Here is a 26,116-nt window from a genome sequence, read left to right on the forward strand (position 1 = left end):
GCGCAGGATGGCGGGGTTTCCAACCCGCCCCGGGCGCCGGAACGCCGGCCTTCGGCGCTCAGCCCAGCAGCGCCTCCGCGCAGGCATCGAGGATGGCCTCCGCATCGAGCCCGTATTCCCGGTAGAGGTCCGGGATGTCGCCCGCCTGGCCGAAACGGTCCACGCCGAGCGGCACCACCCGCTGCCCGCGCACCGCGCCCATCCAGGCATGGGCCGCCGGATGGCCGTCGAGCACCGTGACCAGCGCCGCATCGCGCGCGAGCGGGGCGAGGATGCGCTCGATATGGGAGGTTGCGCGGACGCCGCCGCGCACGCTGCGCCGGGCCGCCAGCCAGTCGGCGTGCAGGCGGTCGGGGCTGGTGATGGCGAGCAGGCCCGCGCCGGGTTCCTCCGCGCGCAGTTCCGAGAAGGCCTCCATGGCCTCGGGCGCGATGGCGCCCTGGTAGGCGATGGCGATGCGTGCGCCCGCCGCGGGCGGCACGACCCAATGCGCGCCGGCGATCACCGCCGCGGGGTCGAGGGTGCGCTGCGGCTGCTCCAGCGCGCGGGTCGAGAGCCGCAGCCAGACCGCCGAGCCATCGGGCGCCTGCATGTGCGCGAAGGCGTGGCGCAGCAGGATGGCGAGCTCGTCGGCATGGGCGGGCTCGAAACTCGCGAGCCGGTCGGCGGCCATGCCGATCAGCGGCGTGTTCACGCTCTGGTGCTGCCCGCCCTCAGGCGCCAGCGTCAGGCCCGAGGGGGTGGAGACCAGCAGGAAGCGCGCATCCTGGTAGCAGGCGTAGATCAGCGCATCGAGGCCGCGATTGACGAAGGGGTCGTAGACCGTGCCGACCGGCAGCAGCCGCGCGCCGTAGAGCCGGTCGGCCAGACCGAGGCCCGCCAGCACCAGGAACAGGTTCTGCTCCGCGATGCCGAGCTCGATGTGCTGGCCCTCGGGCGACATGCCCCAGCGCTGGGCGGAGGCGAGTTTCGCATCGCGGAAGACGTCGTTCTTCTTGTGCCGGTCGAAGATGCCGCGGCGGTTCACCCAGGGGCCGAGATTGGTGCTGACCGTCACGTCCGGGCTGGTGGTCACGATCCGCTTCGCGAGTTCGGCGAACTCGCCCTGCCCGCGGCCGATCTCGGCCAGGATGTCGCCGAAGGCCGCCTGGGTCGCGATCCGCCGCCCCTCGCCCACCCGCGGCGGGGCGAAGGCCGCCGGGACATGGATCGCGGGCGCCGAGAGCGCGCGCCCGCCCGGCGTCAGCGGCTGCGCGAAGGGGACGGAGGCGAGGAAATCCCTCAGTTCCTGCTCGGGGATGCCGAGGCCCTCGAAGGGATCCCACTCATGCCCCTCGCGGATGCCGAGGGACTGGCGGAAGCCGGCCATCTGCTCCTTCGTCATCAGCCCGGCATGGTTGTCCTTGTGGCCGGCGAAGGGCAGGCCCATGCCCTTGATGGTGTAGGCGATGAAGCAGGTGGGCTGGTCGCCCTCGGCGTCCTGGGCGCGGAAGGCCTCGATCAGCGTCTCGATGTCGTGCCCGCCGAGATTGGTCATCAGCGCCGCAAGTTCGTCATCGGTCAGCGGGTCGATGATGGCGCGGATGCCCTCGGAACGGCCAAGGTCAGCGAGCAGCGCCTGCCGCCAGGCCGCGCCCCCCTGGAAGGTCAGCGCGGCGTAGAGGGAGTTCGGGCAGTCGTCGATCCAGCGGCGCAGCGCCTCGCCGCCCGGCCGGGCGAAGGCGGCTTCCAGCCGGCGGCCGTATTTGAGGGTGACGACATTCCAGCCCATGTCGCGGAACAGCCCCTCGATGCGCCCGAACAGCCGGTCGGGCACCACCGAATCGAGAGACTGGCGGTTGTAGTCCACCACCCACCAGACATTGCGGATGTCGTGCTTCCAGCCTTCGAGCAGGGCCTCGTAGATGTTGCCCTCGTCGAGCTCGGCATCGCCCACCACCGCCACATGCCGGCCCTGCGGCAGCCCCTCCGGCGCGAAGCCGTGCAGATGCACATAGTCCTGCACCAGCGAGCCGAAGGAGGCGAGCGCCACGCCGAGCCCGACCGAGCCGGTGGAAAAATCCACCTCCGCGCCGTCCTTGGTCCGCGAGGGATAGGGCTGGATGCCGCGGAACTGGCGCAGCGTCTCGAGCCGCTCGCGCTGCTGGCGGCCGAGCAGGTAGTTGATGGCATGGAAGACCGGCCCCGCATGGGGTTTCACCGCCACCCGGTCCGCCGGGCGCAGGATGCCGAAATAGAGCGCGGCGAGGATCGAGACCGCCGAGGCGCAGGAGGCCTGGTGCCCGCCCACCTTCAGCCCGTCCCTGTTCGGGCGGATGTGGTTGGCGTGGTGGATCATCCAGGCCGAGAGCCAGAGCAGCTTGCGCTCCAGCGCGTGCAGGATCTCGACGCGCCGCGCCGCATCCGGCGTGTCGAGGCGCCTTCCCTTCCCCTGCGCGGTCATGTCCCGGTCTCTCCCGTCGAGGTTCGTCCGGGAGACTATGGGCGTTCCGCCGCGGGCCGAGAAGGCCGCGCGCCGCGGCTCAGCCGGCGCGGCGGCGCAGCGGGAAGGCGACCGGATCGCCGCCGCGGCGGGCGGCCGCGGCCGGGCGGCGGGTGCCGAGCGCCAGCAGCAGGCCAGGCAGGGCGAAGAACAGGATCACGCTGAGCGACATGGCTTCCTCTCGCTCCGCGGCGCGCTGTCCGGTCCGCGGGGCGATGTGATGCGCCTTCGCGCCCGCCTCCGCCGTGATGCGCCTCACGCGGCGGGCGGAACGCCTCAGGCGGGGAAGAAAGGTTCGACCGTTCGCCCGCTGGTCTCACGCGCGGGGCTGGTGGGGTGGCCGCGCGCGGACCCCGATCCTGCTACCCTGCCGACAAAGGCCGATCCTTACTCCGAGGGGTATCAGGCGCGGGCGAGGCGGCGCAGCGCGGTGGAGACGGCGCGCTTGCCCTCGCCCATGTAGATCTCGTGGTTCTCCTCGATCCGTTCCGGATCATAGAGGTAGTTCACCATCAGCCCGGCGGACTGGCGGTAGCCGTTCTCGGAGACGTCGCCGCGCCAGTTCAGCCGCTCGATCCGCGCGCCGTTGGAGAGGTGGAAATGCGCCACCGGGTCGCGCGCCCGGCCGGGCCGGCCCGGCGCGTCCTCCTTGGCGAGGTAGAGCGCGCAGAGGCGGGTCAGGATCGGCTCCAGCACCTTCTGCGCCGCCTCGTCGCGCTTCCAGGCGGTATCCGAGAGAAGCCGCTGCAGGGCGACGAGGCCGGGCGGGCGGGGCTGCGTGCCCTCGGCCTCGGGCGCGCCGGCCTCGGGCGCGGGCAGCGCCGCCTGCGGGGGCATGAGGGCGAGGAGCGCCTTTTCCTCGGCGTCGGTCAGGGCGATTTCCCCGGCCATGAGCGCCGCATCGAGCCATCGCCGATAGCCTGGAATGGGAGAAAGCGTGCAGAACGTCTTGATGTTCCTGAATTCGTTCCCCAGAACCTCGACCACGCGCTTGATCAGGAAATTGCCGAAGGAGATCCCGTCCAGGCCCCGCTGGCAGTTGTTGATGGAATAGAAGACGGCGGTGTCCGCCTCGCGCGCATCGAGGACCGGCGCCTTCTCGTCCAGCAGGCGCTGGACGCTGTCCGACATGCCCTTGACCAGCGCGACTTCGACGAAGATCAGCGGTTCCTCGGGCATCCGCGGATGGAAGAAGGCGTAGCAGCGCCGGTCGGAATCGAGCCGGTTCTTCAAGTCCCGCCAGGTGCGGATCCGATGCACCGCCTCGTACTGCACCAGCTTCTCGAGGATGACCGCCGGGGAATGCCAGTCGATCCGGCGCAGTTCCAGGAAGGCGACGTCGAACCAGGCGGCGAGCAGGCCTTTCAGGTCGGTCTCGAGCGCCTGCAGCGTCTTGTCGCCCGCCATGCCGGAGAGCAGCGCGGCACGCATCTCCACCAGCAGCTTCACCCCGTCCGGAATGGCGGCGAAGGCGGTCAGCAGGCGGATGCGCGGGGGCTCGAGGGCGCGGCGCAGGCGGGCGGTCGCAACGGCGCGCTCGGCCGGGTCCTGCGCGGCGGCCACCGCCTCCATGGCGCGGGCCACGGCGGCCGGGTCGGAATCGAAGCCGGCGAGCGCGCGCAGGAAGTCCATCCGGCCGTCGCGGTCAAGCGCGCGATAGGCCTCGGCGAGGCCGGCGGCGCGGTTGCGGGCGGAAACCTCCCCGCCGCGGCCGTCGAGCGCATCGCGCAGGCGGGCGGCAATGTCGGCCTGCTGCTCGCTGACGCCGACGGCAGCCGCCATGTCCCGCCAGAGCGAGGAGACGCGGCGCAGCGCCCTGTCGAGCAACCCGTCCTGGACGGCGACCTCGCTCATGGCTCACCTCAGTTCCCAACGATTGAAATCTAGCGAAACAACCGGTGAGATTCCAGCGCGGAACGGTGCCATGAGCCTGCCGTGCGGGTCACAACGGAAAAGGGCCGCAGGCTGATGCCCGCGGCCCTTCCCGATATTGCCGGCGCGCAGCCACCCCCATGGCTGCGCGCCGATCCGGGCGACGGAACCCCCATCCCGCACCCGGCGGCGCGCGGCGCGGCAACCGGCCGCGCCCCACGCCGGTCTACGTCAGCCCTTGCCGATCCCGAGCAGGGCCGCGCGCACGCTGGAGACGACGCTGGCGGATTCGCCGCCCACCGGCTCCGGGCCCACCATCGCCGGGGCCGGGCCGCGCACGGCATCGGCGACCGCGGCCTCGGCCGCCGCGGCGACGGGGGCAACGGCGACGGGCGCCGCGGCCGGGCCGGGCAGCGGGATGGCAGGCTCGGCCGGGCCGACGGCCATGGCGGGCGTGAGCTGGATGACCTCGCCGGCGCCGGCGGTCGCGGGCATGTCGAGGCCCGTTGCAACCGAGGGCTGTGCGTCATAGAGCGCCAGGAGGCGACGGATGCCTTCCAGCCTCTGGAAGGGCTTGGAGGCCCGAAGCTCGGCGACGAGTGAGCGCTCCTCATTGTGGAGCGTGGAAACGAGGCTGCTGCTCATTGGATCCCCCTAGGTTCCCCGATACGCAACCCTAGACGAAAAGAATCCGAAAATTCAACGCCCTAGGCTGCGATCATCTCATTTTGCGGGACGCGCCACATCTTGTGGAGCGCCTTGGTTCAACCACCGATATATTGGGGCAGGGCAACCTCCCGCGGCAAGGGGAGTCTCGATCCTATTTCGGTCGTCTCAGTAATAAAATCGTGGTGCGCGACGTCCGGTTTTTTACATGCGATTCAAACAACTCACGTTGCGCGGCATTCCTCAAGTGTTTTCTGAAGTGCCGCGGCAAGGTCCTCCGCAACGAGGCCCGGCCCGCAGCGCAGGGCGGCATCGCCATGCAGCCATGCCGCGGCGGACGCCGCCTCGAAGGGGGGCATCCCCTGGGCGAGCAGGGCGGCGATCATCCCGGCCAGCACGTCGCCCGTTCCCGCCGTCGCCAGCCAGGGCGGTGCATGGGCATTTATCGCGGCGCGGCCATCCGGCGCCGCCACCACCGTGTCCGGCCCCTTGAGCAGCACCACCGATCCCAGTCGCGCGGCCGCCGCGCGCGCGGCGCAAAGCCTGTCCGTGCCGGGGGAACCGAACAGGCGGGTGAACTCCCCCTCATGCGGGGTCAGCACCGCCGCACCGCGCAGGCGCTCCGGCGCACCCGCCGCCGCCGCCAGCAGCCCGGCATCGGCAACCACGCGTCGCCCCGCCGATGCCACTGCCCCGAAGGCCGCGAGCGTCCCCTCCTCCGCCGTCATGCCGGGGCCGATCACCCACACATCGCGCCGGGCATCGGCGAGCAGCGCGGCGATGGGCGCCTCGGTGACGATGACGCCGGGCTCGCCCGCGCGCAGCACGTCACCGGCAGCGCGATCCGGCGCGGCGAGGGTCACCAGCCCCGCCCCCGCGCGCCTCGCGCCCGCCGCCGCCAGGCGCGCCGCACCGGTCATCCCCGCGCCGGCCAGGATGGTGACGACGCCGCGGCTGTACTTGTGCGCGAGGGGCGTGATGGCGGGCAGGCGCCAGAGGCCAGGGCCGTTCTCCCATGTGCTGGGCCGTACGGTTCGCAGCACCGATTCGGGAAGGCCGATATCGGCGAGCAGAATCCGCCCGCACAGCGCGCGGCCGGGCATCAGCAGATGCCCCGGTTTGCGGCGGAAGAAGGTGACGGTGAGCGCGGCCTGCGGGGCGTATCCCCTCGCCTGCCCGGTCGCGCCGTCGAGGCCCGAAGGCACGTCCACGGCCAGGATCGGCCCGCCGGCGGCGGCGAGCGTCGCGGCCACGATGCCTTCCACCGGCCGTGCCAGCCCGGCGCCGAAGACCGCATCCACCACCAGCCCGGCGCGCGCCGCCTCCTCCGGGGCGAAAGGGCGCATCGGGCCGCGCCAGCGTGTGGCGGCCCGCGCGGCATCGGAGCCTTCGCGCGGCGGCGTGAGCGCCGCGACCGCGACCGGCCAGCCGGCCTGTTCGAGCAGCCGCGCCGCGACATAGCCATCCCCGCCATTGTTGCCCGGACCGGCGAGGACCAGCGTCCGGCAGGGGCGGAAGGCGGCCATGGCGGCGCGGGCGACGGCGCGGCCGGCGGCCTCCATCAGGCGCTCGCCGGGAATGCCGCCGGCGATCGCCGCGGCATCGGCGGCGGCCATCTCCTGCGGCGTCAGCAGCGCGAGGCGACTTGCGGAGGCGCACATGTCATCGTTACCTTATATGCACCAGCGTTGAAGCAAGGGAGGACACCATGCCGGGTCACAAAACGCACGAGCGCAGCCTCGAGGAACTCTATCGCGACGACCCCGAGCGCGCCGATGCGCTCGTCTGGGGGCGCCGCGGCGCGCTGAAGGGCGCCGCGCTCGCCGCCATGGGCGCGAGCCTGGGCGCGGCCATCCCCTTCGCCCGCAATGCCCCGCCGGGCTTCGTGCCCGCCGCGATGGCGCAGGGCTCGGGCGGGCCGCAGCTGCTGCGCATGGACGGCAAGGCGCAGCTCATCGTCCTCGGCGAGCGCCCCCTCGTGGCCGAGACACCCGAGCACATGCTCGATGACGACGTGACCCCGGCGGACAAGTTCTTCATCCGCAACAACGGCCAGATCCCCGACCCCTTCACCGGCGACCCGCGGAGCTGGAAGATCACCATCGAGGGCGAGGTGAACAACCGCCTCGAACTCACCCTCGGCGAGCTCGAGAGCCGCTTCGAGGTGGTGACGCGGCGGCTGCAGATGGAATGCGGCGGCAATGGCCGCGCCGCCTTCAATCCGCAGACCTCGGGCAACCAGTGGGGCAACGGCGCCATCTCCAACTGCGAATGGACCGGGGTGCGGCTGCGTGACGTGCTGCGCGCGGCCGGGCTGAAGGAGACGGGCCGCTACACCGGCCATCACGGCGTGGACAACCACCTCTCCGCGCAGGGGCCGGCGATCAGCCGCGGCATGCGCATCGCCAAGGCGATGGACGAGGATTCGATCATCGCCTTCCGCATGAACGGCCAGCCCATCCCGCACATCCATGGCGCCCCGGCGCGCCTGATCATCCCCGGCTGGCCGGGCAGCCTGAGCCAGAAGTGGTTCAACCGCATCGAGATCCTGGCCGAGCCGCATCGCGGCCGGGGCATGGGCGGCACCTCCTACCGCCTGCCGGTCCGCCCGATCGTGCCGGGCAGCCGCAATGACGGGCGCGACTTCGCCGACATGGAGAGCATGCCCGTCCGCTCCGTGCTGACGAACATCGCCCATGGCACGCGCCTGCCCGCGGGCACGCGCGAGGTCGAGGTGCGCGGCGCCGCCTGGGCCGGCGACCTGACCGTGCGCGCGATGCATGTCTCGGTGGATTTCGGCGCGACCTGGCAGGAGGTCACACTCGGCCAGCCGCACAACCGGCACGCCTGGCAGCGCTGGACGGGCCGCGTGCGCCTGCCCTCGGACGGATACTTCGAGATCTGGTACCGCGCCACCGACAGCGAGGGCCGCATGCAGCCCCACGCGCCGGCGAACTGGAACCCCCAGGGCTATGGCGCGAACCCGGTCAGCCGGGCGGCGATCCTGGTCGGCTGAAGGGGCGACATGGCCGTCACGCAACTGATGATCGCGGGCTTCGGGGCGCTGATCCTGACGCTCGCGGTCCACCAGGGACGCCTGCAGGAGCGGAGCAAGCCCGCCCCGCCCCTGCCGCCCACGCCAGCGCGCCTCGCCTTCGAGGCCGAGCAGCGCGCCGCCGAGGCCCGCGCCGCCGAGGTCCGCCGCCAGGCGGAGGCGGCGGCCGCGGTCGCCGCCGCGAATGTCGAGGAGGAGACGGTGCTCGCCGAGGGGCCCGGCCGTTCGGAGACCTTCGGCTACTGCGTCGCCTGCCACAACACCGCGGTCATCCGCCGCAGCGCCTTCACCCGCGATCGCTGGGACGAGCTGATGGACTGGATGACCGAGAAGCACGGCATGAACCCGCTGGAAGGCGAGCTGCGCCAGACCATCGTGGACTACCTTGCCGCCCATTACGGGCCGCGGCAGCGCGGACCGCGCGGGGGCAACCCCTTCCTGAACTGACGTGAGCGGCAGGGCGGGGCGCATGGCGTGCCCTGCCCTGCTATGCTGCGCGGCCACATACGGAGTCGCGCATGGCCTTCGTCATCGCCGTCGCGCAGCGCAAGGGCGGCGCTGGGAAATCCACGATCGCCGCAAACCTCGCCACCGCCTTCGCCGAGGCCGGGGAGCGGGTGGCGCTGCTCGACGTGGACCCGCAGCGCAGCCTCGCCCGCTGGGACGAGTTGCGCGGCCAGGCGCGCCGCGCCCGGCCGCTGCATTTCGAGGCGCCCTCGGGCTGGCGCGTGCCGGGCGTGCTCGACCGCCTGCGGCGGGAGCAGGATATCGTGCTGCTCGACACCGCACCGCATGACGACACCGATGCGCGCGTGGCGATCCGCGCGGCCGATCTGGTGCTGGTGCCGCTGCAGCCCTCGGCGGCCGACCTGTGGTCCATGGACGCAACCCTCGACCTCGCGAAGAAGGAAGGCCGCCCGGTCGCGCTGGTTCTCAACCGCGTGCCGAGCGCGGGGCGGCTGCGCGACCAGGTGAGCGCCGCGATCGCGCAGCGCGGCCTGCCGCTGCTCGGCCCCACGCTCGGCAACCGCACCGCCTTCGCCCAGGCCTTCATGGCCGGCCTCGGCGCCGTGGAGGCCGCGCCCAAGGGGGTGGCGGCGGAGGAGACGCGGGCCCTGGCCGAGGCGCTGCGCGGATTGAGGAAAGGCTGAGGATGGCGACCACGCTCTATGTGCTGCACCTGCTGGGTGCGGTGGTCTGGGTCGGCGGCATGGCCTTCGCGATCCTGATGCTGCGGCCGGCGGCGCATGAGGCGCTGGAACCGCCGCAGCGCATCGCGCTGATGGAGGGCGTGTTCCGCCGCTTCTTCCGGATGCTGTGGCATGTCGTGCCGGTGGTGATCCTGACCGGCTGGGCGATGTGGATCGGCTGGTACTGGGGTTTCGCGGCGAGCATCTGGCATGTCCATGCGATGCACCTCGCGGGGCTTGGCATGGCGGGCGTGTTCCTGTTCGTCGCGCTCGGCCCCTGGGCGCGGATGCGCGCCGCGGTGGCGGCGGGCGACCGGGCGGCAGCGGCGGCCGCGCTCGACACCATCCGCAAGGCTGTCACATTCAACCTGATGCTGGGCCTGCTGACCGTCGCGGTGGCGGGCTGGGGACGTTTCGGCGGATGAGCGCGACCGAGAAGGCCTACGAGATCGTCGAGGACGCCGCCCCGGAATTCGAGGCGGTCGGGGCCATCCAGCGCGGGCTGCACGACTTCAACCAGGCGATGGGCGGCCCGTATGACCGCGAGCCGGTGACGCTGCTGGTCCAGGATGCCGAGGGGCGCACGGCGGGCGGGCTGCTCGGCCTGACCTTCTGGGGCTGGCTGTTCATCGACTGGCTGTGGCTCAGCGCCGAGCTGCGCGGCAAGGGCTTCGGCGGGGAGCTGCTGAAGCGCGCCGAGGCGATCGCGCGGGAGCGCGGCTGCACCAACGCCTATACCGACACCTTCTCCTTCCAGGCGCCCGGCTTCTGGCAGCGCAACGGCTATGTCGAGTTCGGCCGGCTGGAGGGCATGCCGGCGGGCCATGCCAGGGTGTGGTTCCGCAAGGCGCTGTAGCGGGGCGGCCGCACTCACCGGCCCTGGGACCGCCGCCGCAGCGCGAGGTCGGCCATCAGCAGCAGCAGCGTGAACAGGATCAGCAGGACCGCGACGGCGGCCATGGCGGGGTCGAGGTTCTCGTTGATGCCATCCCAGATCCGGCGCGGCAGGGTGAAGACGTCGCGCGAGGCGATGAACAGCACCATCACCAGCTCGTCCCAGGAATGGATGAAGGCGAAGATGGCGCCGGAGAAGATGCCCGGCGCGATGCGCGGCAGGATCACCCAGCGCAGCGTCTGCGACAGCGAGGCCCCCATGCCGCGCGCCGCCTGCTCGAGCCGCGGATCGAAGGCGGCGAGCGCCGTCGAGACGGTGATGACGACATAGGGGATGCCCGTCACGCCATGGGCGATGACGACGCCGAGGAAGCGGTCCAGCAGGTCGAGCGCGCCGAAATAGCGATAGAGCCCGATGGCATAGACGATGGAGGGGATGATGAGCGGCAGCAGCATCAGCACGCGCACCATCTCCGTCGCGCGCCGGGAGATCCGCCAGCAGCCTATGGCGCAGAGAGTCCCCGCCACGACCGAGAGCGCCGTCGAGGCGAGCGCGATGGTGAAGGACTGCCAGATCGAGCCGAGCCATTCGGGCGAGGTCAGCACCGTGCGGAAATGCTGGAGAGAGATCCGCTCGTAGGGAAGCGAGAGGAAACGCTGGTCCGTCAGCGCCACGGGCAGGACGATCAGGATGGGCAGCACGAGATAGAGCGCGGTGCTCCAGGCCAGGAAGCGCCCGGCGGGGCCGCTGCGGTAGGCGCCGTCCATCGCCTCAGCCCCCCGCCCCGAAGATGCGGCGCAGATCCACGATGCGCGAGAAGACGGCGAGCGTGAGCAGGATCGCCACCACCAGCATCGTCGCCATCATCGTGCCGAGGCCCCAGCGCACGAGGTCGAGGATCTGCAGGCCGATCCATTCAGCCACCATCAGGGTCTTGCCGCCGCCGAGGATCGCCGGCGTGATGTAGAAGCCGAGCGAGAAGATGAAGACCAGCACGCCAGCCGCGATCACGCCGGGCATGGAGAGCGGCAGGAAGACCCGGCGGAACACCTCACCCCGCGAGGCGCCGAGGCCGCGCGCGGCGGCGAGCAGGCGCGGGTCTATCTCGCGCATCGAGGCGAGCATCGGCAGCACGGCGAAGGGCACCATGTAGTGCACCATGCCGACGATAATGCCGAACTCGTTCCACACGAGCGGCAGCGGTTCGGCGATCACGCCGAGTTCGAGCAGCGTGTTGTTCACGAGGCCCTGCCGGCGCAGGAGCGTCACCCAGGCGAAGGCGCGGACCAGCACCGAGATCCAGAGCGGCACCAGCACGGCGAGGATCCACCAGCCTCTGGCGCGCGGGCTCGCCAGCGTGATGGCATAGGCGATCGCGTAGCCGAGCAGCAGGGCGATGGCGGTGGTGATGATGCAGATGCGCAGCGTGGTGAGGATGACGCGCTGCACCGCCGGTGAGGTGAAGAGCCTTTCGTAGTTGCCGAGGCCCGGCTCCGGCTCGGTCACGCTGATCGTCAGGACCTGGGCGATCGGCGCGACGTAGAACACCACCACCAGCACCAGCGCGGGCAGCAGCAGCAGCCACCATCCCGCGCCGGGGCGGCCCGCGCCGCTCACGCCGCGTCCTCCTGCACCGGGACCGCGGCATCGGCCGCCCAGCCGAGACGGACGGCCAGGCCCTCGGCGGGCGCGATCGGCGCCTTCCAGGCCGGCAGGATGGCGCGGATCTCGCCGAGATGCGCGGTCTCCACGCGCAGGGCGAAGCCCGTTCCGTGATAGGCGAAGGCGAGGATGCGGCCCTCGGCGATGTTCTCGGCGCTTTCCTCCCCGCTCAGGAGGGCGACCTTCTCGGGGCGCAGCGAGAGCAGGCTGCGCGCGCCCTCGGCGGGCGGCGACTCGCCATCGGGCAGGCGGACCGCGAGGCGCGCACCGCCGACATCGAGCGCGAAGCCGCCGGGGGCCGGCCCCCACACCGTGCCTTCGAGGAAGTTCGACTTGCCGAGGAAATCCGCGACGAAGCGCGTGCGCGGCCGTTCGTAGAGCGCGCCGGGCGCGCCCGCCTGCACGAGCCTGCCGTGGTTGAGGATGGCGATCCGGTCGGAGAGCGAGAGCGCCTCCTCCTGGTCATGCGTCACGTTCACGAAGGTCCGTCCCACGCGGCGATGCAGGGCCTTCAGTTCCTCCTGCAGTTCGGCGCGCAGCTTCTTGTCGAGGGCGGAGAGCGGCTCGTCCAGCAGCAGCAGCGCCGGGTCGAAGACGAGTGCGCGGGCGAGCGCGACGCGCTGCTGCTGCCCGCCCGAGAGCTGCCTCGGCAGGCGGTCCGCGAAGGCTTCGAGCTGCACCAGGTCGAGTGCGGCGCGCACCCTGGCGTCGCGTTCGGCGCGCGGCAGCCGCCGCACGCGGAGCGGAAAGGCGACGTTCTCCGCCACCGTCATGTGCGGGAACAGCGCATAGCCCTGGAACACCATCCCGAAGTCGCGCTTCTCTGGCGGCAGCGGCGTGATGTCGCGCCCGTCGAGCAGGATCGCGCCGGCCGTGGGCGCGACGAAGCCCGCCACGGCCATCAGGATCGTCGTCTTGCCGGAGCCAGAGGGGCCGAGCAGCGTCAGGAACTCCCCGCGCCCGACATCGAGGGTGACATCGGCGACGGCGACGAAATCGCCGTACTTCTTCGTCAGGCTCAGCAGCGCGAGCGCATGGCCCTTCGGCTCGCTCACGAGCGGTAGTCCGGCTGCTCGCGGTCGAGCTTGCGCCGCAGCGCCTGCCAGGGCAGCCAGCCCTTGGTGGGCCCGGTGCCGAATTGCTCGCGCGCGCGCCGGACGACCGGGGGCGGCGGCAATGCGAGCGGCGCGCCCGAGGACTGCGCCGCGAGCTGGATGCGACAGGCCTGCTCCAGGTAATACATCCAGTAGAAGGCTTCGGCGACCGTGCGGCCCACGGTCAGCAGCCCGTGATGGCGCAGGATCATGCAGGGCCTGTCGCCGAGGTCGCGCACCAGCCTTTCGCGTTCCGAGAGGTTGTCGTCCGCGGCGATGCCTTCGTAGTCGTGCAGCGCGACGCGACCGTCGAACTCCATGCTCATCTGGTTCAGCGGCAGCAGCCCGCCGGACTGCGCGGCGACGGCCATGCCGGCCAGGGTGTGCGTGTGCATCACGCACATCGCATCCGCGCGCCCGCGATGGACCGCCGAGTGGATGACGAAGCCCGCCGGATTCACCGGCCAGGCGGTCTGCTGCATCGGCTCGCCATCCGCATCCACGACGACGAGGCTGCTCGCCGTGATCTCTTCGAACAGCATGCCATAGGGGTTGACGAGGAAGCGATGCCCCTCCCCCGGCAGCCGGGCCGAGAGATGGGTGAAGACGAGATCGGTCATGCCGAACAGGGCGATGAGCCGGTAGGCGGCGGCGAGATCCTCGCGCACCTCCTGCTCGCTCGGGACATGGGCGGGGTCCGGCTTCACCGGCGGGGGCGGGAGCGGCATCAGTAGCCTCGCTCAGGATCGTAGAGGTTGGGCAGCCTCTCGCCACGACCGAGGCGCGCGATGCAGTCGGCGACATAGCGCGCGCGCTCGCGTCGGCTCGGCAGGCTCCCGACATGCGGCGTGACGATGACGCGGGGATGCGCCCAGGCCGGGCTGTCGGGCGGCAGCGGCTCGGGCTCGAATACGTCGAGCACCGCGCCGGACAACTGGCCGCTGTCGAGTGCGGCGAGGATGTCGGGCAGCACCTGGTGCGCGCCGCGCCCGGCCTGGACGAGACCGGCCCCGCGCGGCAGGCGCGCGAGAAGCGGCGCGGCGATGATGCCCGTGGTCTCGGGTGTCGCGGGCAGCAGGCACACCAGCACCTGGCTGCGCGCGAGGAAGGCCGTCAGTTCGTCCGGCCCCGCGAAGCACTCGACGCCGGCAAGCGCCTTGCGCGTGCGCGACCAGCCGATGACCGGCACGCCGATCGCGCGCAGCACCTCCGCCGCGCGCCGGCCCATGGCTCCGAGGCCCATGATGCCGACGGTCTGCTCGGCGGCGGCGAAGGGCGCCTCGAAATAGTCCCACGCGCGGCGGGCCTGGGCGATCGCCATGCGCCGTGCATCCCGGTTCAGCGAGAGCACCGCCCAGGCGACGAACTCGGCCATGCGTTGCGTCGCCTCGGGCGGCACGCAGCGCACGAGCGGCACATGCCGCGGCAGGTCAGGGTCGGCGGCGATCAGGTCCACCCCCGCGCCGGAGCCGAAGATCGCCCGCAGCCGCGGCATGCGGGCGAGGCGCCCGGGTTCGGGGTCCCAGACCAGCGCGAAATCCACGCTGGCGGGGTCGAGCGCCGGGTCGTCCCACCAGCGGCATTCGAGGCCGGGCGCGAACGCGGCGAAATGCTCGCGCCATTCGGGAAGGGCCGCCTCGCCGCCCGACTTCACCACCAGGATCATGCTGCGGTCCCGCGCAGCGTGGCGCCGCTCAGCCGGTCACCATGTCGATGTAGTCGGCGTTCACCCGGGCGTAGTTCGCGCCCCACCACTGGCCATCCTGCGGCACCTGCACGCGCGCATTGGCGGGGTCGGTCGGGTTGAAGCGCCTGTATTCCTCGGGAACCAGGGCGGCGGCACGCGGATTGGTGGGCCCGTTGCCGAGGAACTTCAGCAGCTCGACCTGCTGCTCGGCATTCGCCAGCATGGAGGCGAGGAAGTTCTGCACCATCGCCCCGGCGGGATTGCCGCGCGGGATCACCATGATGCCCGGCTGCAGAATGCCCTGGTTCCAGATGAACTTGATGCGGCCGTTGGTCTCCTGCTCGAGCACCTTGGCGCGGGTGTGCCAGATCTGGCCCATCACCGCCTCGCCCGTGCGCATGAACTGCTCGGATTCGGAGCCGCTGGTCCAGAAGACGAGGTTGCGCCGGATCTGGCGCACGCGCTCGAGGCTCGCGCGCACATCGAGCGGATAGAGATTCGCCGGATCCTTGCCGAGCGAGAGTTGCGCCGCGTCGAGCGCGCCGGCGGCGTCGCGGCGCAGCAGGCGCGTGCCGGGGAAGCGCTGCAGGTCCCAGAAATCCGCCCAGCCGGTGGGCGCGGTCGGGAACTTGCTGCTGTCGTAGACGAGCACGCTGCTGAAGGAATAGGGGGCGGCGCCGAACTCCAGCGCGAAGGTCGGGCCGATCACGTCCTCGCGCTTGACCACGCCGTAATCCACCCGCGTCAGCAGGTTCATCCCGCCGAGCAGGTGCGAGGTGGTGGCGGAACTGTCGCAGATGTCCCAGGTGACGCGCCCGCTCTCGACCATCGAGCGGATGCGCCCGGCGGAAGGGCCGGTGCTGTCCTGCACCACGCGCCAGCCCGGGTTCGCCGCCATGAACGGCTCGCCGTAGAAGCGGCCGAAGCCCTGGTTGGCGATGCCGCCCCAATTGACCATGACGATCTGGCGAACCGCCTGGGCCAGCGCATCGGGCACGGCCATCGCCCCGAGGCCGAGGCCGGCAAGTCCGCGCAGCAGCGCCCGGCGCCCGACCTCGCCACGGCGGAAGCGGCGCATCGCCAGTGCGACGCAATCCTCATGGAAGCTCTGCATCACCGTCCCTCCTCTGCAGGGCGAGGGCGATGGCGGCCGGAGCCGAGCCCTGCCTGCGAACCCACTTGCGATCGCTGCCGTGGCGGCGTGAACTCTCCCGAGGCGAAATCTGACCACGGGCGGAAGCATCCGGCAATGACCCAAGACGCGTCGCCTTTCGCACCGGGCTTCAAGACGCTCCCCTGGTGGTGGGAGGCCGCGGAACCGCCGCGGCGCGACAGCGTCCTGCCGGACCGCACCGGCGTCGCCGTGGTCGGCGGGGGCTATGCCGGGCTTTCCGCGGCGCTCACGCTGCGCAGGCTCGGCCACGACGTCTCGGTGATCGACGCCGAGCGCATCGGCTGGGGCGCCTCCTCACGCAATGGCGGGATGGTCTCGGGCGGGCTGAAGGTGGCCTCCGGCGCGCTCGAGAAGCATCACGGCAAGGAGAAGGCGCGCGCCATCGCCGAGGCCGCGGCCGCCTCCTTCCCCTTCATCGAGGAGACCATCGCACGCGAGGGGATCGACTGCGACTACGTGCGCTGCGGCCGCTTCGTGCCGGCCTGGACGCCGAGGCACTACGACGCCCTCGCCGCGCGCGCCGAGTTCATCGCCGAGGTCACGGGGCTGCCCACGCGCATGCTCCCGCGCGCGCGCCAGCGCGAGGCGCTGGGCAGCGACCACTACCATGGCGGCATGCTGGCCGATGCCTCCGGCAGCCTGCATCCGGGCAAGTATGCGCGCGGCCTCGCCGCCGCGGTGGAGGCGGCCGGCGCGCGGCTTGTGGATGGCGTGCGCGTCGGCGGCATCCGGCGGGAGGGCGAGGGTTTCCGCCTCGCGACCGATCGCGGGCAGATGCGCGCCGACGCGGTGCTGGTCGCGACCAACGGCTATTCACGGGACGCGCATGGCAACGCTGCGATGCCGTGGCTCGCGCGGCGGATGATCCCGGTCGGGTCCTACATCATCGCCACGGAGGAACTGCCCGCCGAGACGATGGACCGTCTTTTCCCCGGCCGCCGCATGATCAGCGACACGCGTCGCGTGCTGAACTATTTCCGCCCCTCGCCGACCGGCAACCGCATCCTCTGGGGCGGGCGCGCGAGCTTCGGCCCGACCGACCCCGCGAATGCGGCGCCGGCGCTGCACCGGGCGATGACCGCCGTCTTCCCCGAAGCGAAGTCGCTGCGCATCACCCATGCATGGACCGGCAACGTCGCCTTCACCTTCGACTTCCTGCCCCATATCGGCGTGCAGGACGGCATCCACTACGCGGCGGGATGCCAGGGCTCGGGCGTGGCGATGGCGACATGGCTCGGGCACAACGCCGCGCTCAAGATCGCGGGCGCCGCGAACGCGCCCTTCGCGCTCGACGGCCTCCCCTTCCCCACCCTGCCTCTCTACAACGGCAACCCGAACTGGTTCCTGCCCGTCATCGGCGGCTGGTACCGGCTGCGCGACCACATCGACAGGGCGGCGGCATGAACGCGGATTTCGTCCTGCTCAACGGCCGCGTCGCGACGATGGACGCGGCGGGCACGGAGGTCGCGGCCCTGGCGGCCTACGGCGGGCGCATCGTGGCGCTCGGCAGCAGCGAGGCGATGCGCGCGCATGTCGGCGCGGGCACGCGCCTGCTGGATGCCGAAGGCCGGCGCGTCATTCCCGGCATCGTGGACAGCCACGCCCACCCCGACGCCTATGCCGTGCGGCTGCGCACCTGGACCCTGGTCTCGCCCGATCGGGTGACGAGCCGCGAGGCGCTCCTCGCGACCATCCGCGCGGTGTGCCGAGGCCTGCCGCCCGGGCGCTGGGGCGCCTTCTACCGGCTGAACGAGCGCGCCTCGGGCGGCTATCCCACGCTCGACGAACTCGATGCGGCGGGCTGCGGGCGGCCGGTCTTCATCCTGCGCACGGACGGGCATCTGGGCCTTGCCAACCGCGCCGCCTTCGCCGCCTGCGGCATCCCGCCCGACGCCCCGGATCCGCCCTTCGGCGCCTTCGACCGCGACCCCGCCACCGGCGCCTTCACCGGCCTGGTGCGCGAGACGGCGGCGCACATCTTCCTCAACGCCGTGCACGCCGCGGACAGCGAGGCCGACATCGCCGAGGGCATGGAGATGGTGCAGGACGAATGCCTGCGCCATGGCATCACCTCGGTGGCGAATTCGCTGACGCCGATCAGGGCGATCCGAGCCTACCAGCAGATGCGGCGCGACGGCCGGTGGCGGATGCGCATGGGCATCATCGCGAGCGGGCGCGACGAGCCGCTGATCCCGCATCTGATCGGCGCGGGCATCCGCTCCGGCTTCGGCGACGAATGGCTGCGGCTGATCGGCGTGGAATGGTGCCCGGACTGTTCAACCTCGGGGCGCACCGCAGCCTATTGGGAACCCTATGTCGGCACGCCGGTCCCGGGCGAGCCGGTGCCCAACACCGGCATGCTGCTCTACGACAAGGACGACCTGACGGCGCGCGCCACCGCCGCGCACAGGGCCGGGCTGCAGGTGATGATCGAGGGCGTGGGCGACCGCGGCATCGACTTCGCGCTGGATGTGATGGAAGCCGCCCTTGCCGCGCATCCCGTGGCCGACCACCGGATGCGCGTGGAACACTGCTGCTACGTGACGCCGCCCATCCTCGAAAGGCTGAAGCGCGGCGGCTTCGTCGATTCCTCGGCCACCGGCTTCATGGACGAGCTCGGCGAGGCCTATGTCGCCAATCGCGGCCAGGCGGCGATGCGCCACATGTGGCCGCATCGCAGCCTGATCGCCGCCGGCATCCCGGCACCGGGCCATTCGGATTTTGCGGTCTGCCGCGTCAATCCCTTCACCGCGATCGCCGCGATGGTCACGCGGCGTAGCCAGACCGGCGCCGATCTCGATGCGGCCGAAGCCGTGACGCCGATGCAGGCTCTGGCCGCCTACACGAGGCTCGGCGCCTGGGCGCAGCGGGAGGAGCACGAGAAGGGCAGTCTCGAAGTCGGGAAGCTCGCCGACCTCGCGGTGCTCGACACCGACATCCTCGCCTGCGATCCGGCCGCGATCCGGCAGACGCAGGTGGTCGCGACGGTGGTGGGCGGCGTGCTGCGCCACCAGGCATGAGCGCTGCTTGCGCGCCGGGGCGCCGATGCGACATCCTGCGCGCGCAAACGCCGCCGAGCCGTCCCGATGCGCCACCTTCCGCTGATCCTTGCCGCCCTTCTCGCTCCCCTGCCGGGCGCCGCCCAGGGCCTCGTCACCGAGCGCACGGTCAGCGCCGCGCTCGCCGCCGAGGCCGCTGCCGCCGCGGTGGAGGCCTGCGCCGGGCGCGGCCACCGCGTCAGCGCCGCCGTGGTGGACCGCGCCGGGGTGCTGCGCGCGCTGCTCAGGGCGGATGGCGCGGGGCCGCACACCGTCTCCTCCGCCCAGGCCAAGGCCTACACGGCGGTCTCGATGCGCGCCAGCACGAGCCAGATCCTGGAGACCGTCCGCACCAACCCGGGCGCCGCGCGCCTGCCCGACATCGCGGGGTTCCTGATCGTCGGCGGCGGCATGCCCATCCGGGCCGGCGAGGAGGTGGTCGGCGCGATCGGCGTCGGCGGCGCGCCCGGCGGGCATCTCGACGACCAATGCGCCGAGGCGGGCATCGCGCGGATCCGGGAGCGGCTGAACTAGACCCGCGAGAGCCGACGCTCAGCGCTTCAGCGCGAGCCGCTTGGCCGGCGCCCCGGTGGCGCGCGCCGCGAAGCGCGCGATCACCTCCTCGGGCCATGCGCCGACACGCCGCGCGCCGAGATCCACGCAGAGGTAGAGCACCTCGTTCTCGGCGGCCTGCCAGCCTTCCTCCGCGTGGTACATGACGTGCCGGCACAGCAGGCGCTTCGCGTCATAGGCCAGCACCTCGCTGTCGAAGGCGAGCGGCGCGCCCTCGGTCACTTCCCGCGTATAGGCCTGCCAGGATTCCGCGGCGAAGGTGCCGAGTCCCTTCGCCTGGAACGCCTTGCCCAGCCCCAGCGACGGCCAGAGCGCATCCGTCGCCAGATCGAAGGCGACGAGGTAGTAGGCGAGGTTCATGTGCCCGTAATGGTCCACCCATCCGGGCAGCACGCGGCAGAGCGGTTCGCGCATCGGCTCAGTGGATGTCGTCGGCCTTCGACAGGGCTTCCTTGAGCTTCGCCACGTTGAAGCCGGGCGACTTCACCATGTCGAGGATCACCTTCTCGCGCCGCGCGCCGAGCTCGATCGCCGCCGGCAGCTTCGTCACCACGTCATGCGGGATCACGACCGCCCCGTGCCGGTCGGCATGGACCACGTCGTCGTGCCGCACCTGCATGCCATGGATGGTCACGTCGAGGTTGAGCGCGACGATGTGCACATAGGCGTGCGACGGGTTGACCACCCCCGCGATGCCCTGGAAGCCCGGCGCGAACATGTCGAGGTCGCGCACCGAGCCGTTCGTCACCACGCCCTGCGCGCCGAGGCCCTGGTGCACCGCGCTGTTCACCTCGCCCCAGAAGGCCCCCACGCCGGGCGTGTCGTCGAGATCCTGCAGGCAGACCACGGTCGGCAGTTCGGCATTCGCGACGTATTCGTACCAGGCGATCCGCATGGCCCGGTCCGCCTCCTTCGACCGTCCCGACGGGAAGGCCGCGCGCAGGGTGCCCGTGCGCGCGAGGCCGCAGATCGGCGGCAGCTTCGGGTCCACGGCGACCATCGGCCGCACCGTGAAGCCGTGCCCGCGGCGATGCGGCGCGACGAGTTCGAGCGCGTTGCAGATGGTCGGCGTGTCCCACTGCCGCAGGGCTTCGAGATCGGCGGCGGTGAAGGGGTAGTGAGCCATGTGTCTGTTCCTCCGTCACGCCAGCATCTTCCGCCTTGGCGCCCGGGTCAAAGGGGCCGCCCGGCGCGCGCGCCGGGCTCAGCCGGGGCCCAGGACAAGGAAGGCCAGCCGCTCCAGGAAATCCTGCCGTGCGGCGAGGTCCTCCGGCCGGCAGACCATGACATCGGTGACGCCGAGCCCGACCGTGCAGCCCGCGCCGCCGTCCTCCGCCGCGATGCGGACGCCTGCGCCGCCGTCGATCTCGACGATGATCCCCTCCTCCGTCGCCTCGGTCTCCAGGACGCAGGCGAAGCGGCGCTCCGGTTCCGCGCTGACCGACAGGAAGCGCCCGGGGCTGGCGCCGGCGCCGAATGCGCGGATGCGCGGCGCCGCATCGCCGGGCGGCATGACGCAGCCGAGATGCACGCGCCACCTGCCCCCGGCACTGCCGGCCGGCAGCCGGATGTGCAGCATCGCGACCCCCGGCCGCGTCCAGCAGCCCCAGGGCTCGAGCGGATGCCAGGCGAGCCCGTGGCGGAGGATATCCGCCATGGCCTTCAGCCGTGTCGCCTCGCCCCCGCCCGTGAGGCGCAGCGGATGCACGATGCCCGGCGCGATCACCGGCGGCGGCGCGCGCTCCTGGCTGGCCGTTGCCGCCCGCATCACCTGCTCCGCGATGTCCGACCAGCGCCTCAGGCGGACGGAATGCGGTATCCGCGCCTCGAGGCGCGCACGCTCGGCATCGTCGAAGATCAGCGTTTCGAGCTTCGCCACGAGGTCCGGCAGGTTGTTCGGCTCGAAATAGACGGCCGAATCGCCGCCCGCCTCGACGAGCGAGGTGTTGCGCGCGACCAGCGGCAGCCGGCCGAAGGCGAGGCTCTCGGTCACCGGCAGGCCCCAGCCTTCGTAGAAGCTGTTGGTCACGGTGAAGAGGGCGCGGCCATAGAGCGCGGCGAGCGCCACATCCGGCACGCCATGCGCGATCAGCACGCGCTCGCGCAGCGCCGCCGCGTTGCGCCACAGCGTCATTGCCGCATCGGCGAGCCAGCCCGGCTTGCCGACGCAGACAAGGCGCGGCACGCGCGCCGCCCCGTGCCGGCGGATCAGCGTGAGCCAGGCGTGGAACAGCATCAGGTGGTTCTTGCGGCTCTCGATGGTGCCGACGCAGAGGACGAAGGGCTCTCCCGGCTCGGGCAGGTCCGGCCGAAGGGGCCAGGATTCCGCCGCCGCCGCCCCGAGGTCCTGGCGCAGATCGGCATCGAGGGGCATGACCGAGACCGGCAAGGCGCGCTCGGGCGCGACCTCGGCGGCGATGCGCCGGGCATCCGCGGCCGACCACTCCGAAATGGCGAGCGCGCTGTCCGCCAGCATCGCCATGGAGGAGAACCACTGCGCGAACTCCTCCACGAGCAGCGGCTGGCAATGCTCGGGCGCCATGAGCGGGATGCAGTCATAGACCAGCGGCACGTAGCGCACGCCGTGCAGGCGCGCGACATGCCGCACGCGCAGGAAGTAGTCCTTGATCCACCAGGAGGTGCCGAGGTTCACCAGTGTCGCGCCCGGCGCGAAGGCGAAGTCCGGGGCTTCCCGCAAGGCGCGGCGCAGCTCGGCCACGGCTTCCCGCCACGCCGGCGCGTCCGGGTCGCCCCCCGTGCGCGAGAGGTTCCAGATCCGCAGGAAGAGATCGCGGCCGATCTCGCGCCAGAAGCCCGAATCCTCGTCGAAGGCGACGGCTGCCGTGCTGGTGCCCTCGATCGGGTCGAGCAGCGCGCGCATGGTCACGTTGAGTTGCACGCGCTGGATGCCGGTCGGCGTCCGGTTGTGCATGACATAGGCGACGAGGTCCGAACTGTCGAAGACGAGCTGTGCGAGCTGCCCCGCCACCGGCGGGCTGACGGCCACGCCCGAAGCGACGGCGGCGAGCGAGGCCGCACCGCGCGCCGCATCCTCGTTGTCGGGCGCGAGTTCCAGGGCACGCGCATAGGAGCGCCAGGCGGCCTCCCCCTGACCCAGCAGCTTCAGCGCATGGGCGAGCTGCAGATGCGCATCCGCCGAATGCGGCGCGGCCGAAGCCGCCTCGCGATAGGCGGCGAGCGCGGCGGCGAGATCGCCATCCTCCTTCAGGCAATGCCCCATCTGGATGCGCGCCGCCCAATCCCCCGGATGCAGCGCGAGATGCTCCGCATAGGCCGCGGCCGCGGCCGTCCAGAGCCGCCGGTCCCGCAGCGCATCGGCGTGGCGGAGGTGGTCCCCCGCCGCGGCCGGTCCGAAATGCTCGTCAGCCATCCCGATCCCCGTCCCCGCGCAGCGCCCCTTCGCCGAGCCGCAGCCCGACGCGCGCATAGGCGTCGCGGATCCGTTCCTGATAGCGTTCCGGCGCGAAGAGGGAAGCCTGTTTCGGGCCAAGATCGGCGAGGCGTCCGCGCAGGTCGGCGTCGGCGTCGAGCGCCCGGATCGCCTCCACCATGGCCCGGACATCATAGGGGTCCACCTTCAGCGCGGCATCGCCGACGACCTCGGGCATGGAGGAGGTGTTGGAGGTCATCACCGGCGTGCCGAGCAGCATCGCCTCCAGCGCCGGCAGGCCGAAGCCTTCATAGAGGGAGGGGAAGAGCACCGCCTTGGCGCCGCGGATCAGGCTGACCAGCAGGGGGAACGGGGCATAGTCCACATGGCGCACGCGGAAGCGCGTCTCGGTCACGCCGTCGCGCGTCAGCAGGTAGCGGACATGGTCATTGCCGAAGAGCAGGCGCAGTTCCTGCTCCGACTTCCAGGCCTGCTTGCCGACCAGCACCAGAGGATCCTGCACGCCGGAACCGAGATAGGCCTCGAGGAGCCGGCCGACATTCTTCTTCGGCTCGATCGCGCCGAAGAACAGGAAGTAGCCCTTGTAGGGCAGGCCGAAGGTGCCTTCGAGCTCCGCGCGCACATCGGCGACGGGCTTGTTCGCGTAGCGCGCCGGAATCTCGACCGCCTGGTAGGTGTTGCTCACCTGCTCCGAGGGCACGCCGAGCAGGTTCACGATGTCCCGCTTCGAGGCCTCGCTGACCGTGATGATGTGGTCCGCCCGGCGCCCGATCAGGCGCGCAAGGCGGAAGTAGCTGCGCTTGTTGTCGAGCGTCGTGTAGGGCAGCCGCAGTGGCACGAGGTCGTGGATCGTGTAGACGTTGCGCGCCCCGCGCGCGAAGAGCGCGAGCGGGTAGGTCCAGTGCATCAGATCCGGCGGGCGGCGGAACTGCACCGCGAGCCTCGTGCGATAGAGGCGGAAATGCACGCGCTGCGCCTCGAACAGGCCGCGGACGTTCCAGATATGGTCGAAATGCGGCAGGCGGCTGCGGAAGGTGTGGCGGATCACCTGGCCGGTGATGGGAACCTGCGTCGCGACCTCGCCGAAGGCCGAGCGCAATGGGCGGGTGTAGCGTCTGAGCGCCTCGGTGAAGGCGTTGCCGCTCGGCATGCCGGGGTCGAAGAAGGCGATCTCGCGTAGCAGGGCATGGCGGCCGAGGGTCGAAGCCTTGGTGCCATAGAGCACCCCCACCTCGGCCCCGAGGTCGCGCAGAGAGAAGGAAAGGTTCCGAGCATAGGTCGCAACCCCCGTGCCCTGCTCGAGGGAGAGGTTGTAGCCGTCGATGAAGATCCGGGGCTTGCGGTCGCTGGGCATGCATTCTCCGGGCGGTCGGCGCGCGGGGCTCGCGCCCCGTCACGCTGTTTCGCCGCCCCGCGGCGCCCAGGCAAGCGCCGCCTGCGTCAGTCAAGGAACTCCGGCGAGACCAGTTGCGGCAGGAACAGTGCGATCTTCGGGAAGATGATGACGAGCGCCAGGACCACGAACATCGGCAGCAGCATCACCGACACGTCCCGCATCACCTGCCCGAGCCGCATCCGCCCGACCGAGCAGGCGATCAGCAGGCACAGGCCGTAGGGCGGAGTCACGAGGCCGAAGGCGAGGCTGACGATGCCGATCATCGCGAAATGCACGGGATCGAGGCCGGCCCCCAGGGCGATCGGCTGGAGGATGGCGCCGACGATGATGATCGAGGGGATCGCGTCCAGGAAGCAGCCCACCACCAGGAAGACGGCCGCGACGAAGAAGCCGGTCATGATCGGCCCCATGCCCCAGGCGGCGACCCCGGAAAGGATGGCCTCCGGGATCTTGTAGTAGGCGAGCAGCCACCCGAAGCAGGAGGCGGTGCCGACGCAGAACAGCGTCACCCCGGCCAGCCGCCCCGTCTCCCCGAGTGCGGCGAAGAGCCCCTTGAGGTCCATCTCGCGATAGACGAGCAGCGCCAGGAAGCCGGCATAGAGCACCGCGATGCAGGCGCTCTCGGTCGCCGTGAACCAGCCGAAGACCTTGCCCCCGATGATGAGCGCGGGCGTGGCCAGCGCAGGAAGGGCGACGAACGCCGCCGCACCGATCTCGCCGAGCCCCGCCCGCGGATAGGTGGGGTAGCGCCGCAGCTTCGAATAGGCGTGGACCGTGCCCATCTGCGCCAGCGCGATGAGCAGGCCGGGAATGATGCCGGCCAGGAACAGCGCGCCGATGGAGACCGTGAGCACGCCGCCCCAGATGATCATCAGGATGGAGGGCGGGATGATGACCGCGAGAACCGAACTGACCGCGGTGATCGAGACGGCGAAGGAGGTGCTGTAGCCCTCCTTTTCCATCGCCGGGATGAAGATCTTGGACTGGCTTGCCGCATCCGCGGTCGAACTGCCGCTGATGCCCGCGAAGAAGAAGGAGAGCACGACATTCACCTGCGCGAGCGCGCCCGGGAAATGCCCCACCAGCGCGCGCGAGAGCCGCACGAGCCGCGTCGTGATCCCGCCGATGTTCATCAGGTTGGCGGTCAGCAGGAAGAAGGGCACCGCGAGCAGGATGAAGGAATTGTAGGCGTTGAAGGATTCCTGCATCAGCGTCATGGCGCCGAGGCGCGGCTCGAGCATCAGCACCGGCAGGCAGGCCAGGCCGAGGGCCACGGCGACCGGAACGCGCAGGAACAGCAACGTGAAGAAGGTGCCGAACAGGATCCAGGAGGCCTGCGCCGGATCGAGGACGTTGCCCCCCATCATGGCCCATCGCCCCCGAACAGGATGCGGAGGTCGTCCACGAACTTCTCTCCGGCGAAGAGGATCCAGGTCGCACCAAGGATCGGCCATGGCAGGTGGATCAGCCAGAGCGGCAGTTCCGCCAGTTCGCTGATGCGGAACCAGGCGAAGTCCACGAACTCGATGCCGTACCAGACGAAGGCCGCAGCGAAGGCCAGCACACAGACCCCGCTCACGAGGTCGAGCGCCGCCCGCGCGCGCCCGCGCAGATCGGGCCAGAGGTCCACGACGAAGTGGATCCCTTCGCGCATGCCGACCATGGCGCCGATCATGATCATCCAGACCAGCAGGAAGCGCGCCATCTCCTCGGTCCAGATGTAGTGGGGCAGCAGCGGCGTGTAGCGCGAGAAGACCTGCAGGCTCACCGGAACGACGAGGATGAGCACCGAGACGGCCAGCAGGGCTGAGAGGAAGCGCGCATAGAGCGCGGCAGCCCGCCGGACCGCGCCGCGGATGGCGCTGGATGGCATGCGGAACTCCAGGATCGGGAAGGAAGGGGCCGGGGGCGCAAAGCCCC

25 protein-coding genes are annotated in these 26,116 nt (G+C 71.3%); 8 read left to right on the forward strand and 17 right to left on the reverse strand.

Translation table 11 applies throughout. The features are described from left to right. Positions 1-58: 58 nt before the first annotated feature. The 5 genes from FHS88_RS16275 to FHS88_RS16290 all read right to left on the reverse strand — a co-directional run bounded on the left by FHS88_RS16275 (position 59) and on the right by FHS88_RS16290 (position 6,681). Complete coding sequence (locus FHS88_RS16275) at positions 59-2,443, reverse strand: 1-deoxy-D-xylulose-5-phosphate synthase N-terminal domain-containing protein (RefSeq protein WP_184486526.1); 2,385 nt, start codon at positions 2,441-2,443, stop codon at positions 59-61. Positions 2,444-2,522: 79 nt separating this feature from the next. After that, entirely contained in the window at positions 2,523-2,654 is a 132-nt protein-coding gene (locus FHS88_RS21130; protein ID WP_272872838.1) for a hypothetical protein, read from the reverse strand. Positions 2,655-2,884: 230 nt separating this feature from the next. Next, positions 2,885-4,336, reverse strand: coding sequence for a malonyl-CoA decarboxylase domain-containing protein (locus FHS88_RS16280; protein WP_184486527.1), 1,452 nt, complete (start codon positions 4,334-4,336; stop codon positions 2,885-2,887). Between the two features lie 249 nt (positions 4,337-4,585). After that, complete coding sequence (locus FHS88_RS16285; protein WP_184486528.1) at positions 4,586-4,999, reverse strand: hypothetical protein; 414 nt, start codon at positions 4,997-4,999, stop codon at positions 4,586-4,588. A gap of 245 nt (positions 5,000-5,244) precedes the next feature. Continuing rightward, a complete protein-coding gene (locus tag FHS88_RS16290) occupies positions 5,245-6,681 on the reverse strand; it encodes an NAD(P)H-hydrate dehydratase (protein ID WP_184486529.1) in 1,437 nt (478 codons plus the stop codon). 47 nt (positions 6,682-6,728) lie between these two features. Between FHS88_RS16290 and FHS88_RS16295 the strand changes: the two genes are divergently transcribed. From FHS88_RS16295 to FHS88_RS16315, 5 genes are all read left to right on the forward strand, one after another. After that, positions 6,729-8,036 carry a sulfite oxidase gene (locus tag FHS88_RS16295; protein ID WP_184486530.1) on the forward strand — a complete coding sequence of 436 codons (1,308 nt, stop codon included), beginning with the start codon at positions 6,729-6,731 and terminating at the stop codon, positions 8,034-8,036. 9 nt (positions 8,037-8,045) lie between these two features. Next, positions 8,046-8,522 (forward strand): hypothetical protein, encoded by a 477-nt coding sequence (locus FHS88_RS16300; protein ID WP_184486531.1) that lies wholly within the window; start codon positions 8,046-8,048, stop codon positions 8,520-8,522. Between the two features lie 71 nt (positions 8,523-8,593). After that, positions 8,594-9,226, forward strand: a complete 633-nt coding sequence (parA, locus tag FHS88_RS16305; RefSeq protein WP_184486532.1) for a ParA family partition ATPase — start codon at positions 8,594-8,596, stop codon at positions 9,224-9,226. Positions 9,227-9,228: 2 nt separating this feature from the next. Next, entirely contained in the window at positions 9,229-9,690 is a 462-nt protein-coding gene (locus FHS88_RS16310) for a CopD family protein (protein ID WP_184486533.1), read from the forward strand. Beyond that, positions 9,687-10,121: a GNAT family N-acetyltransferase gene (locus FHS88_RS16315; protein ID WP_184486534.1), complete on the forward strand. Its 435-nt coding sequence runs from the start codon at positions 9,687-9,689 to the stop codon at positions 10,119-10,121. Before FHS88_RS16310 ends, FHS88_RS16315 begins: the two co-directional genes overlap by 4 nt. 14 nt (positions 10,122-10,135) lie before the next feature. Here the strand turns inward: FHS88_RS16315 and FHS88_RS16320 are convergent, their stop codons facing one another. The 6 genes from FHS88_RS16320 to FHS88_RS16345 are packed head-to-tail and all read right to left on the reverse strand — an operon-like array spanning position 10,136 to position 15,717. Further along, positions 10,136-10,927: an ABC transporter permease gene (locus FHS88_RS16320; protein ID WP_184486535.1), complete on the reverse strand. Its 792-nt coding sequence runs from the start codon at positions 10,925-10,927 to the stop codon at positions 10,136-10,138. 4 nt (positions 10,928-10,931) lie between these two features. Then, the gene (locus FHS88_RS16325) at positions 10,932-11,777 is read right to left on the reverse strand and encodes an ABC transporter permease subunit (RefSeq protein ID WP_184486536.1); all 846 of its coding nucleotides are present in this window, start codon (positions 11,775-11,777) and stop codon (positions 10,932-10,934) included. Then, the gene (locus FHS88_RS16330; RefSeq protein WP_184486537.1) at positions 11,774-12,877 is read right to left on the reverse strand and encodes a polyamine ABC transporter ATP-binding protein; all 1,104 of its coding nucleotides are present in this window, start codon (positions 12,875-12,877) and stop codon (positions 11,774-11,776) included. The genes FHS88_RS16325 and FHS88_RS16330 overlap by 4 nt, the downstream gene beginning before the upstream one ends. Next, positions 12,874-13,644: a class II aldolase/adducin family protein gene (locus tag FHS88_RS16335; RefSeq protein ID WP_184486538.1), complete on the reverse strand. Its 771-nt coding sequence runs from the start codon at positions 13,642-13,644 to the stop codon at positions 12,874-12,876. The genes FHS88_RS16330 and FHS88_RS16335 overlap by 4 nt, the downstream gene beginning before the upstream one ends. Further along, on the reverse strand, positions 13,644-14,582 hold the full coding sequence (locus FHS88_RS16340) for a 2-hydroxyacid dehydrogenase (protein WP_184486539.1): 939 nt from the start codon (positions 14,580-14,582) through the stop codon (positions 13,644-13,646). The genes FHS88_RS16335 and FHS88_RS16340 overlap by 1 nt, the downstream gene beginning before the upstream one ends. 28 nt (positions 14,583-14,610) lie before the next feature. Continuing rightward, positions 14,611-15,717, reverse strand: a complete 1,107-nt coding sequence (locus tag FHS88_RS16345) for an extracellular solute-binding protein (protein ID WP_184486540.1) — start codon at positions 15,715-15,717, stop codon at positions 14,611-14,613. A gap of 135 nt (positions 15,718-15,852) precedes the next feature. Here FHS88_RS16345 and FHS88_RS16350 point away from each other — a divergent pair, with 135 nt between their 5' ends. The 3 genes from FHS88_RS16350 (at position 15,853) to FHS88_RS16360 (ending at position 19,349) form a co-directional block, all read left to right on the forward strand. Next, positions 15,853-17,181, forward strand: coding sequence for an NAD(P)/FAD-dependent oxidoreductase (locus FHS88_RS16350; protein ID WP_184486541.1), 1,329 nt, complete (start codon positions 15,853-15,855; stop codon positions 17,179-17,181). Beyond that, the gene (locus FHS88_RS16355; protein ID WP_184486542.1) at positions 17,178-18,797 is read left to right on the forward strand and encodes an amidohydrolase; all 1,620 of its coding nucleotides are present in this window, start codon (positions 17,178-17,180) and stop codon (positions 18,795-18,797) included. Before FHS88_RS16350 ends, FHS88_RS16355 begins: the two co-directional genes overlap by 4 nt. 66 nt (positions 18,798-18,863) lie before the next feature. Beyond that, positions 18,864-19,349, forward strand: a complete 486-nt coding sequence (locus FHS88_RS16360; protein ID WP_184486543.1) for a GlcG/HbpS family heme-binding protein — start codon at positions 18,864-18,866, stop codon at positions 19,347-19,349. A gap of 18 nt (positions 19,350-19,367) precedes the next feature. On the opposite strand, the gene FHS88_RS16365 is transcribed toward FHS88_RS16360, so the two are convergent. The 6 genes from FHS88_RS16365 to FHS88_RS16390 all read right to left on the reverse strand — a co-directional run bounded on the left by FHS88_RS16365 (position 19,368) and on the right by FHS88_RS16390 (position 26,069). Beyond that, positions 19,368-19,802, reverse strand: coding sequence for an acyl-CoA thioesterase (locus FHS88_RS16365; RefSeq protein ID WP_184486544.1), 435 nt, complete (start codon positions 19,800-19,802; stop codon positions 19,368-19,370). Between the two features lie 4 nt (positions 19,803-19,806). After that, on the reverse strand, positions 19,807-20,514 hold the full coding sequence (locus FHS88_RS16370) for an RraA family protein (RefSeq protein WP_184486545.1): 708 nt from the start codon (positions 20,512-20,514) through the stop codon (positions 19,807-19,809). Positions 20,515-20,592: 78 nt separating this feature from the next. Further along, positions 20,593-22,779 (reverse strand): glycosyltransferase, encoded by a 2,187-nt coding sequence (locus FHS88_RS16375; protein ID WP_184486546.1) that lies wholly within the window; start codon positions 22,777-22,779, stop codon positions 20,593-20,595. Beyond that, positions 22,772-24,154: a glycosyltransferase family 4 protein gene (locus FHS88_RS16380; protein ID WP_184486547.1), complete on the reverse strand. Its 1,383-nt coding sequence runs from the start codon at positions 24,152-24,154 to the stop codon at positions 22,772-22,774. The genes FHS88_RS16375 and FHS88_RS16380 overlap by 8 nt, the downstream gene beginning before the upstream one ends. Positions 24,155-24,240: 86 nt before the next feature. Continuing rightward, the gene (locus FHS88_RS16385) at positions 24,241-25,560 is read right to left on the reverse strand and encodes a TRAP transporter large permease (protein ID WP_184486548.1); all 1,320 of its coding nucleotides are present in this window, start codon (positions 25,558-25,560) and stop codon (positions 24,241-24,243) included. Further along, a complete protein-coding gene (locus FHS88_RS16390) occupies positions 25,560-26,069 on the reverse strand; it encodes a TRAP transporter small permease (protein ID WP_184486549.1) in 510 nt (169 codons plus the stop codon). Before FHS88_RS16390 ends, FHS88_RS16385 begins: the two co-directional genes overlap by 1 nt. Positions 26,070-26,116: the final 47 nt, after the last annotated feature.

This window comes from Neoroseomonas alkaliterrae, assembly GCF_014199195.1.
Lineage (GTDB): Bacteria > Pseudomonadota > Alphaproteobacteria > Acetobacterales > Acetobacteraceae > Neoroseomonas > Neoroseomonas alkaliterrae.

Bases quoted from the DNA above. Each gene is read 5' to 3' on its own strand.
- FHS88_RS16275 (WP_184486526.1), bottom strand. From the start codon at position 2,443: ATGACCGCGCAGGGGAAGGGAAGGCGCCTCGACACGCCGGATGCGGCG.
- FHS88_RS21130 (WP_272872838.1), bottom strand. From the start codon at position 2,654: ATGTCGCTCAGCGTGATCCTGTTCTTCGCCCTGCCTGGCCTGCTGCTG.
- FHS88_RS16280 (WP_184486527.1), bottom strand. From the start codon at position 4,336: ATGAGCGAGGTCGCCGTCCAGGACGGGTTGCTCGACAGGGCGCTGCGC.
- FHS88_RS16285 (WP_184486528.1), bottom strand. From the start codon at position 4,999: ATGAGCAGCAGCCTCGTTTCCACGCTCCACAATGAGGAGCGCTCACTC.
- FHS88_RS16290 (WP_184486529.1), bottom strand. From the start codon at position 6,681: ATGTGCGCCTCCGCAAGTCGCCTCGCGCTGCTGACGCCGCAGGAGATG.
- FHS88_RS16295 (WP_184486530.1), top strand. From the start codon at position 6,729: ATGCCGGGTCACAAAACGCACGAGCGCAGCCTCGAGGAACTCTATCGC.
- FHS88_RS16300 (WP_184486531.1), top strand. From the start codon at position 8,046: ATGGCCGTCACGCAACTGATGATCGCGGGCTTCGGGGCGCTGATCCTG.
- parA (WP_184486532.1), top strand. From the start codon at position 8,594: ATGGCCTTCGTCATCGCCGTCGCGCAGCGCAAGGGCGGCGCTGGGAAA.
- FHS88_RS16310 (WP_184486533.1), top strand. From the start codon at position 9,229: ATGGCGACCACGCTCTATGTGCTGCACCTGCTGGGTGCGGTGGTCTGG.
- FHS88_RS16315 (WP_184486534.1), top strand. From the start codon at position 9,687: ATGAGCGCGACCGAGAAGGCCTACGAGATCGTCGAGGACGCCGCCCCG.
- FHS88_RS16320 (WP_184486535.1), bottom strand. From the start codon at position 10,927: ATGGACGGCGCCTACCGCAGCGGCCCCGCCGGGCGCTTCCTGGCCTGG.
- FHS88_RS16335 (WP_184486538.1), bottom strand. From the start codon at position 13,644: ATGCCGCTCCCGCCCCCGCCGGTGAAGCCGGACCCCGCCCATGTCCCG.
- FHS88_RS16340 (WP_184486539.1), bottom strand. From the start codon at position 14,582: ATGATCCTGGTGGTGAAGTCGGGCGGCGAGGCGGCCCTTCCCGAATGG.
- FHS88_RS16345 (WP_184486540.1), bottom strand. From the start codon at position 15,717: ATGCAGAGCTTCCATGAGGATTGCGTCGCACTGGCGATGCGCCGCTTC.
- FHS88_RS16350 (WP_184486541.1), top strand. From the start codon at position 15,853: ATGACCCAAGACGCGTCGCCTTTCGCACCGGGCTTCAAGACGCTCCCC.
- FHS88_RS16355 (WP_184486542.1), top strand. From the start codon at position 17,178: ATGAACGCGGATTTCGTCCTGCTCAACGGCCGCGTCGCGACGATGGAC.
- FHS88_RS16360 (WP_184486543.1), top strand. From the start codon at position 18,864: ATGCGCCACCTTCCGCTGATCCTTGCCGCCCTTCTCGCTCCCCTGCCG.
- FHS88_RS16365 (WP_184486544.1), bottom strand. From the start codon at position 19,802: ATGCGCGAACCGCTCTGCCGCGTGCTGCCCGGATGGGTGGACCATTAC.
- FHS88_RS16370 (WP_184486545.1), bottom strand. From the start codon at position 20,514: ATGGCTCACTACCCCTTCACCGCCGCCGATCTCGAAGCCCTGCGGCAG.
- FHS88_RS16375 (WP_184486546.1), bottom strand. From the start codon at position 22,779: ATGGCTGACGAGCATTTCGGACCGGCCGCGGCGGGGGACCACCTCCGC.
- FHS88_RS16380 (WP_184486547.1), bottom strand. From the start codon at position 24,154: ATGCCCAGCGACCGCAAGCCCCGGATCTTCATCGACGGCTACAACCTC.
- FHS88_RS16385 (WP_184486548.1), bottom strand. From the start codon at position 25,560: ATGGGGGGCAACGTCCTCGATCCGGCGCAGGCCTCCTGGATCCTGTTC.
- FHS88_RS16390 (WP_184486549.1), bottom strand. From the start codon at position 26,069: ATGCCATCCAGCGCCATCCGCGGCGCGGTCCGGCGGGCTGCCGCGCTC.